The organism is Algibacter sp. (genome assembly GCF_049667265.1).
In the GTDB taxonomy this organism is placed as follows: domain Bacteria; phylum Bacteroidota; class Bacteroidia; order Flavobacteriales; family Flavobacteriaceae; genus Algibacter_B.
The window spans coordinates 1-8,159 of sequence record NZ_JBATHX010000009.1 but is presented as its reverse complement, the minus strand read 5'-3'; the positions used below and the strand labels follow the sequence as shown (position 1 = coordinate 8,159).

At 28.3% G+C, this 8,159-nt stretch carries 8 protein-coding genes and 1 pseudogene; all 9 read left to right on the top strand.

Features of this window, described 5'->3' with window-relative positions; all coding sequences use genetic code 11:
- Window positions 1–694: pseudogene (locus WBN21_RS00330) on the top strand (hypothetical protein); the annotation flags it as partial.
- Between the two features lie 17 nt (window positions 695–711).
- Entirely contained in the window at window positions 712–1,656 is a 945-nt protein-coding gene (locus tag WBN21_RS00325) for a glycosyltransferase family A protein (RefSeq protein ID WP_424197329.1), read from the top strand.
- A gap of 19 nt (window positions 1,657–1,675) precedes the next feature.
- Complete coding sequence (locus WBN21_RS00320; protein WP_424197328.1) at window positions 1,676–2,458, top strand: glycosyltransferase family 2 protein; 783 nt, start codon at window positions 1,676–1,678, stop codon at window positions 2,456–2,458.
- Window positions 2,459–2,463: 5 nt separating this feature from the next.
- Complete coding sequence (locus WBN21_RS00315; protein WP_424197327.1) at window positions 2,464–3,321, top strand: glycosyltransferase family 2 protein; 858 nt, start codon at window positions 2,464–2,466, stop codon at window positions 3,319–3,321.
- 17 nt (window positions 3,322–3,338) lie between these two features.
- A complete protein-coding gene (locus WBN21_RS00310; RefSeq protein WP_424197326.1) occupies window positions 3,339–4,118 on the top strand; it encodes a glycosyltransferase in 780 nt (259 codons plus the stop codon).
- A gap of 24 nt (window positions 4,119–4,142) precedes the next feature.
- The gene (locus tag WBN21_RS00305) at window positions 4,143–4,877 is read left to right on the top strand and encodes a glycosyltransferase (protein WP_424197325.1); all 735 of its coding nucleotides are present in this window, start codon (window positions 4,143–4,145) and stop codon (window positions 4,875–4,877) included.
- A 14-nt stretch (window positions 4,878–4,891) separates the two neighbouring features.
- Window positions 4,892–6,298, top strand: coding sequence for a DUF6056 family protein (locus WBN21_RS00300; protein ID WP_424197324.1), 1,407 nt, complete (start codon window positions 4,892–4,894; stop codon window positions 6,296–6,298).
- A 137-nt stretch (window positions 6,299–6,435) separates the two neighbouring features.
- Window positions 6,436–7,254: an FkbM family methyltransferase gene (locus WBN21_RS00295; RefSeq protein WP_424197323.1), complete on the top strand. Its 819-nt coding sequence runs from the start codon at window positions 6,436–6,438 to the stop codon at window positions 7,252–7,254.
- A gap of 33 nt (window positions 7,255–7,287) precedes the next feature.
- Complete coding sequence (locus tag WBN21_RS00290) at window positions 7,288–8,154, top strand: glycosyltransferase family 2 protein (protein WP_424197322.1); 867 nt, start codon at window positions 7,288–7,290, stop codon at window positions 8,152–8,154.
- The last annotated feature ends 5 nt before the right edge of the window (window positions 8,155–8,159 follow it).

Here is an 8,159-nt window from a genome sequence, read left to right as displayed (position 1 = left end):
TTATGTAGCTTTTTTAGATGCAGATGATTTTTATTTAGAAAACAGGTTTGTAAATGATAAAAAAATTTTTAAAATAAATAAAGATGCGGACGGCGTTTATAATGCTGTTGGCTTCCATTTTTATAATGAATTCAAATCTTTAGAAGTAGAAAATTCAGAGCTGTATACAGTAAATAAAATAGTAAATCCTGAAGATCTTTTTGAGGTGTTAATTTCTGGAAAACACGGTCATTTTCAAATAGATGGATTAACCGTAAGAAAATCAATTTTTAATTTTATAGGATTGTTTAACGAAACCTTGGCCGTAGCTGAAGATACAGATATTTTTTGGAAAATGGCAATTAAGTCAAAGTTGTATCCTGGAATTATTGATCAACCATTAGCTATTAGAGGGATTCATAATTCAAATGTTTTTTATAGGGATGATTTGTATGAAAAATATACAATTAAGATGTACGAATCTTTAATTTTTTGGAGTAATAAAAATCAAGTACCAATAGCAAAAGCAGATACTTTATTTAAGTGGATATGGCTCTTAACCTATAAAGAAAAAAACACTTTAACTAATTATACAAAGTATTGGAGCTATTTATTTATTAAATCACCAAGATTTTTATTTTCTCCATTAAGCATCAAATACTTCCCTATAATTAGGCTTAGACAAAAACTTTTTCCATTTTTGTACAATAAATAACTGTTTGATATTTACTAATGACGTTTTCTATTTCAGTAATAATACCAGCATATAATGTTGAGAATTTTATAGAGAAAGCGATAGTATCTGTTATTCAACAGCCAGAAGTTTTTGAAATCCTCGTTATAAACGATGGGAGCTCAGATAAAACACTAGAAATTGTTGAAAAACTTCAAAAAGGTTATTCTAAAATCAAAATTTTTAATCATTTCAATGGCATTAACAAGGGGCGTTCTGCAAGCAGGAATTTAGGAATTAAAAATGCAAAAGAAGAATATATTGCTTTTTTAGATGCCGATGATTTTTACTTAGAAAATAGATTTGCCAACGATAAAAAAGTCTTCGAAAAAAATAAAGAAACTGATGGTGTGTATAATGCTGTTGGATTTGAATTTTATAGAGATTTTTCAGAATCAGAAATAAAAAAACATAAATTAAGTACCTTATCAAAAAAAATACAACCAGAGGAACTTTTTAATTCCATAGTTTCCAGTAAATTGGGTTATTTGCATTTAAATGGCTTAACCGTTAAAAAAACAGTTTTTGATACTATTGGGGTTTTTAATGAATCACTAGTGGTTGCCGAAGATTCCGATATTATTTTTAAAATGGCCTTAAAATGTCGTTTGGAATCAGGCGTTATTGATATGCCATTAGCAAAAAGAGGTGTGCACGATTCAAACATATTTACTCAAGATGATTTGTATAAAAAATACAATGTAAAACTATATGAATCACTAGTTGGGTGGAGTTGTAAAAATAATATCTCTTTAGTAAATATTGATACATTATTAAATTGGTTATGGTTTTTTAAATTCAGAACAAATAAAAAGGTAATTAATTATATCTTTTACTGGATAACCTTATTTGGGAAAAACCCGAAGCTAATTTTTTCTAAATTGGTAATAAAATATTTTCCTTTAGTTAGGCTTAGGCAAAGGTTATTTCCATTCTTATATTAAAATAATAGATAATAGAAAATTGACACCAAAAATATCCATAATAACCGTTAATTATAATAACCTTGAAGGGCTTAAAAAAACTGTTGAGAGTGTTACGAAACAAACTTATCAAGAGTTTGAATATGTAATAATTGATGGCGGTTCTAATGATGGAAGTGAAGATTATATTCATGAAAATAGTAACCTTTTTGATTATTGGGTAAGTGAGCCAGACAAAGGTGTTTATCATGCCATGAATAAAGGAATAGAACAGGCTTCAGGAGAATATTTGTTGTTTTTAAATAGTGGCGATCATTTTTTTAATAAAAAAGTTTTAAAAAAAAATATCGAACAAGTTGATAATTATGATCTTGTTTATTTTAATCAACAAGTCATTGGGAAAACTAAAACATTCTTAAAAGAATATCCAGATGAGTTATCATTCGCTTACTTTTTAAAAGATAATTTGCCACATCAAGCAACATTTATAAATAAAAAATTGTTTAAAACGGTAGGGCTATTTAAAGAAGATTTTAAAATAGTTGCCGATTGGAAATTTTTTATTGATTCGGTTTGTAAATATAATGTGTCTTATAAACATGTTGATAAAACCTTAATTATGTTTTATCAAGATGGGATAAGTGCTCAGGCAGAAAACAATAAAGTAATTTATGATGAAAAACAAGCCGTTTTACAAGCGTCATATTTACCTTTTATGCACGATTTAGATGATGTTTTGAAGTATAAAACAATTATAAATAATTTAAGAAGATCAAAAAAAATTAAATGGTTGATTAAGTTAGGCTTGATTAACAAATTTTAAAATAAATGAATAAACTGGTTTCAATAATAGTTCCATGCTACAATCAAGCACATTTTCTTGAAGAGGCTTTGCAATCTGTTTTAGATCAAACCTATTCAAGCTGGGAGTGTATTATTGTAAATGATGGAAGCCCAGATAATACAGAAGAAATAGCACAAAAATGGTGTAAAACCGATAAGCGTTTTAAATATATTTTTAAAGAAAATGGCGGCCTCCCAAGTGCTAGAAATTCGGGAATAAAAATAAGTGAGGGAGAATATATTTTACCCTTAGATTCTGATGATATCTTGCATGAAGACTATTTAATCAAGTTAGTTCCAGTATTAAATAATAATCAAAGCTTAGCCATCGCATCTTGTTACAGAAAGTTTTTTAAAAAGGATAAGGACGATGTTTTTTATGAGTACAAGGCAGTTGGTACCACCTATCATAGCCTCATGTTCGAAAATATATTAATGCCCTCATCATTATTTAGAAAGCAATGTTGGACGGAAGTAGGAGGCTATGATGAAACCATGACAAAAGGTTTTGAAGATTGGGAGTTCTGGATTTCTATTCTCAAACGAGGTTGGGAATTTAGATTTGTAGAAGAATTTTTGTTTTATTACAGAAAATCAAATAACTCTATGTTAACAGATACTCTTCAAAATCATTCTTTATCAATCATGGAATATGTGTTTAATAAGCATAAAGAGATTTATGTTGAACATCATGATAATACGATTAAGTATTTATTTTTCTTATTAAATTCTTTTCGTAATGCCGATTTAAAAACAAAAAATACAAACGCGTATAAATTAACTAAATTGGTTAGTAAGCCTTTTAGTTTATTTAGTAAAATATTAAAAAAAAGTAGCCATTAGGGTTTACAAATAGTTGTATGATATCAGTAGTTATAAGAAGTAAAAACGAAAGTAAAGCACTTACTTTTTTGCTTAAAAATTTGACAGAGCGTTATTTGGATGATATTGGTGAAATTATAGTCATTGATAACTTATCGACTGACAAAAGTGAAGCCGTTTCAAAAACATATAACGCCAAATTTGTAACCATTGAAAAATTCAGTTACGGCGGTAGTGCTAATTTTGCAGCCCAACAAACCAAGTTTCCAATTGTAGTGATGTTTAGCGCGCATTCATATCCTGTAAGCCATGATTTTTTTAAATTAATTAAACAGAAATTTGATGCGAATTCTAATTTGGCAGGATTAAGATGTTTACATAGTCCTAACGATTATCAAAATTATATAAACAAAATCCCTGCAACGATTGACCCAAATAAATCTGGTTTAATTTTTTCAGGTTCGGCATTCAGTAGAGCCGTTTGGGAAAAGCACCCTTTTAGAGAAGATGTGGCTACTTTTGAAGATAAAGAATGGACCAAACGTGTTTTAAAAGCGGGTTTCGATATCGATTTTGTTGCATCAATTTTTTGCTATCAAATTAGTAGAACAAAAAAGCAGGTGTATTTTCGCTTTAAAAATGATCTGGTTGGTAATTATCAACTTTGGCATAAGGATGTTACCTTTTTGGGTGCTTCAAAAGGATTTGTAATGTCTGCTTTTAATTTATTTAAAGGATTTTTTATTGATTTTTGGTTTGCTATTAAGCGCTATGTGCATTTAATTATATTCATCTTTAATAAACCAAAAAAGTTTTAATTTAAAAATAGCAGTTCATAAATAATGAAAACACACCTTAGTTTAATAATTCCAATTTATAATGCGAGTGATTTTATTATTGATTCCTTAAAAGCAATTTCTCAATGGACTAAAAACCTTGAATATTCAGTTGAAGTTATACTTGTAAATGATGGTAGTTCTGATAATTCAAAAGGTGTCATAGAAGATTATATTGCAAGTACCGATAAAAGTATCAAGTTATTATCCTACGAAAAAAATAAAGGAAAAGGCTATGCTGTAAAGCAAGGTATGATTGAGGCTAAAGGCGAATTCAGGATTTTTACTGATGCAGATATTCCTTATGGTTTTGAAATTATAGATAATATGCTTCACTACCTAGATTTTAAAGAGTTTGATGTATGTATAGGAAATCGTAGGTCTATTCATTCTCAATATTTTACAGAAGTCACTTTTTTTCGGAAATTATCAAGCACGATATTTACGGCGTTTGCATCTCGATTTGTTGTTACAGGTATTAATGATACACAATGTGGTTTGAAGGGGTTTAGATCTCGTGTTGCTGATAGATTATTTCCTAAATTGGCTATAAATGGTTTCGGATTTGATATTGAAATTCTTTACTTATCCTATAAATATGAATTTGATATAAAAAGGATTCCTGTAGTTTTTGAAGGAAACGATAATTCAACAATCAGTCTAGCTAAGGATTCATTAAGCATGTTCGTAGATGTGATGGTTTTACCATTTAGATACCACTTCACAAAAAAGTATAGGTAATTAAAAGTTTAAATATGTTACACAAAACAAAAAAAATAAAATCATACCTATCAAAACTATTTGAGAGTGGGAATTTTATAATATTTATAGGAATACTATCAATTTTGCCATTTCTGATAATTTCAATATTTAATAATCCATCGGCCGATGATTTTTGCTATAATAATATAAGCCAAAATCTCGGGTATTTTAGCACACAACTGGAAGCATATAATGGCTGGTCTGGCAGATACATGGCGACTGCAATATTGAGTATTAAAGGTTTAGTTTCTGGCTCTTTTATTATTTATAAATGTATTCCAGTAGTTTTGCTAACGTTTCTAGGTGTTTCTATTTATCACCTTTGTACTTCAATATTTAAATCATTATCAAAAAAAGAAAAATACATTTTTTCTTTTTTAATAATGACCATGTATTTAATCCAAATGCCTTCTACCTCACAAGGGTTTTATTGGCTGGCTGGAGCAGCTACTTATCAGGTATCCATAATTCTATCGGTTTTTTTAGTTTCCTTTTTTATCAGATATTTAGATACTTACAACAAAAAGTATTTATTAATTTCCATCCTTCTCGCATTTTGTGTAATTGGTTCAAATGAAATTACCATGATGTTTGTTAACCTTATTTTTGGAGTATTTTTTCTTTACACTTCAATTAAACATCGAAAAATCAATTTCTCAGTATTATCCTTGTTGTTTTTTATGCTGATTTTTACAATTGTAGTAATTAAATCACCTGGTTCTGCTTCTAGGGCTGATACCTATCCAGGTAATCAACAGTTTTTATATTCAATTACCAAAACCATTTCTGCAACCAAAAGGCATTTAGGCGATTGGTTACCAACAATAATAGTAGCCTTGTTATTATTCTTTGAATATTTCAGCAAAAACAAAAACCTACAAACGCCAAAAATATTTAAAGCAAAGCTTACCATTCCAACTATCATAGTTTTTATTTTTCCCATTATTGGGGTATTCCCAGTATATTATGGTTTAAAATGGGTGCCATTAAGGACTGTGAATGTTGTTTACTTTTTCTTTTTATTAGGGATTGTTTATTTAGCTTTTTTGTTGTTTTTTAAGTTGAAAGCGGCAAACAAAAATTTCTTGATGTTTTCACCATGGGTAAAGTATTTATTATTTGCTCTAATTTTTATTCGACTAGGTGGCAATAATAATATTAGAACAGCTTATCAAGATTTATTAAGTGGTACCGCTTATAATTATGATAAAGAATTAAGGAGCAGATACCAAGCCATAGAAAATAATAAAGAAGATGTTTTAGTTATTCCAGAATTAACGTTTTTGCCAAAAACCATTTTTTTTGAAGATATTAGAACTAATTCTAGCCATTGGATAAACCAATGTTATAAAAATTATTTTGATCAAAAAGAAATCATTTTAACTCCTAAAAAAGAATAAAAGAACGGGTTTATTCGTTGTCTTTTGGTTTATCATTAAGCGTTACCTATATTTATTGAAAATCATTTTTAAAGTCTGAAAAATCTCGGAAAATCTAAGGATATATAAATTGCTAAATAAAGTTTGTTAGAAAAAGTATGAAATTTAAAAAAATAAGAAAAGTATATAGAATTTATTTTCCTAAAAAGTTTACACCAAACGAAATTTTTGAACACCAACTACATTTTAACAGGGAAATTATTTCTTTTAATAAACAGGGTGGTGCCTATTTAACAAAACTCAACAATAATTTAACTGCTAAATTAAGAGGAGAGAACCATAGCGATTATATGGTACTTGAACAAGTTTTTAGCCTCAAGCAATATGAAATTATACTAAGTTTAATAAAACTAAACCTAGCTTCAGATGATGAGTTTACCATCATTGATGCAGGTGCTAATGTGGGGTATACCTCATTATATTTTTCGAATAAACTAAATAATTTGAAAATTTATGCTGTTGAGCCTTCCGTTGAAAATGCAGCCATTATAAAAGAAAATATAGCATTAAACAATTTAGATAAAACCATTAGTTTTTACCACCGAGCATTGTCTCATAAAAAAGGACTAAAATTTCAGTTAGAAACTAATTTTAGAGATGCAAAAGATTGGGCTTTTACAACCAATCAAGATGTAAATGGAGAAATTGAAGGCATAACAATTAATGAAATAATTTCAGAGAATAAAATAGATTATATTACCTTTTTAAAGATTGATATTGAAGGTGCTGAACGTTTTATATTTAAAGCTGAAAATGATTTGTCTTTTCTAAAAATAACGAAAATAATTGCCATTGAAATTCATGATGAGTTCAATATAAGAAAAGACATTTATAACATCCTGAAAACCTTCGGTTATTATTTACTCAATGAAGGAGAATTAACTATTGGTATTAATACAAACTTAATAACTGTTTAAACTTTTATAAAAGAGAAATCTGATTTTTTGATAATGAATAACCCACTTGTATCCGTAATTATACCATGCTACAATCAGGCTCAATTTTTGGATGAAGCATTACATTCTGTATACAAACAAAACTATGCAAATTGGGAATGTATTATTGTGAACGATGGAAGTGTAGATGATACTAAAGCAATTGCTGAAGCTTGGGCAAATAAGGATAAAAGGTTTATTTATATTTATAAACAAAATGGTGGTTTAAGTAGTGCTAGAAATGTTGGTATAAGGGAATCTAAGGGTGATTATATTCAGTTTTTAGATTCAGATGATTATCTATCCGAAACTAAATTTGAACTTCAAATAAAAGATTTAAAAGATAATGATGTTTCTATTTGCGATTATTTTTCTTTTTTGGATTCAACTAAAGAAAAAGCGCCTAGCAAGTATTTAACGCCAGTTTTTTCTAAAATAAATTATAAAAAAGAAATCATTTGGGATTGGGAATATAGAAAGTCATTTCCGCCTCATGCTGCCTTATTTAAGAAAGCATTAATAACCCAAAAAAATTTAAAATTTGATGAAAATTTAGCCAATCATGAGGATTGGGTATTTTGGGTGAAATTGTTTTATTATGCTGAATCTGTTATTAACAATCCGAATACCTTAGCTTTTTATAGAATTAGAAAAGGCAGTATGTCAACAGATTTTTTACCCATGCGAAAAGGATTTCTACAAGCAGCAAAAATTTTACAATCCTTCTTTCGAAATCAAAAAAATGCTGAATTAGCTCAGATTTCAAAAGAAAAATATAAAGAAATTTACCATAAAAATAGACCGCCGTTCATTAAACGATTAAAATCTAAAATCTATTCTAAATTAGCTTTTTGTTACAGATATGTCAAAGGAAAAAATTAAACCTA

What these genes read in the sequence shown, in the direction of transcription:
- WBN21_RS00305 (WP_424197325.1), top strand. Translation starts at nt 4,143, where the DNA reads ATGAAAACACACCTTAGTTTAATAATTCCAATTTATAATGCGAGTGAT.
- WBN21_RS00315 (WP_424197327.1), top strand. Translation starts at nt 2,464, where the DNA reads ATGAATAAACTGGTTTCAATAATAGTTCCATGCTACAATCAAGCACAT.
- WBN21_RS00290 (WP_424197322.1), top strand. Translation starts at nt 7,288, where the DNA reads ATGAATAACCCACTTGTATCCGTAATTATACCATGCTACAATCAGGCT.
- WBN21_RS00295 (WP_424197323.1), top strand. Translation starts at nt 6,436, where the DNA reads ATGAAATTTAAAAAAATAAGAAAAGTATATAGAATTTATTTTCCTAAA.
- WBN21_RS00300 (WP_424197324.1), top strand. Translation starts at nt 4,892, where the DNA reads ATGTTACACAAAACAAAAAAAATAAAATCATACCTATCAAAACTATTT.
- WBN21_RS00310 (WP_424197326.1), top strand. Translation starts at nt 3,339, where the DNA reads ATGATATCAGTAGTTATAAGAAGTAAAAACGAAAGTAAAGCACTTACT.
- WBN21_RS00325 (WP_424197329.1), top strand. Translation starts at nt 712, where the DNA reads ATGACGTTTTCTATTTCAGTAATAATACCAGCATATAATGTTGAGAAT.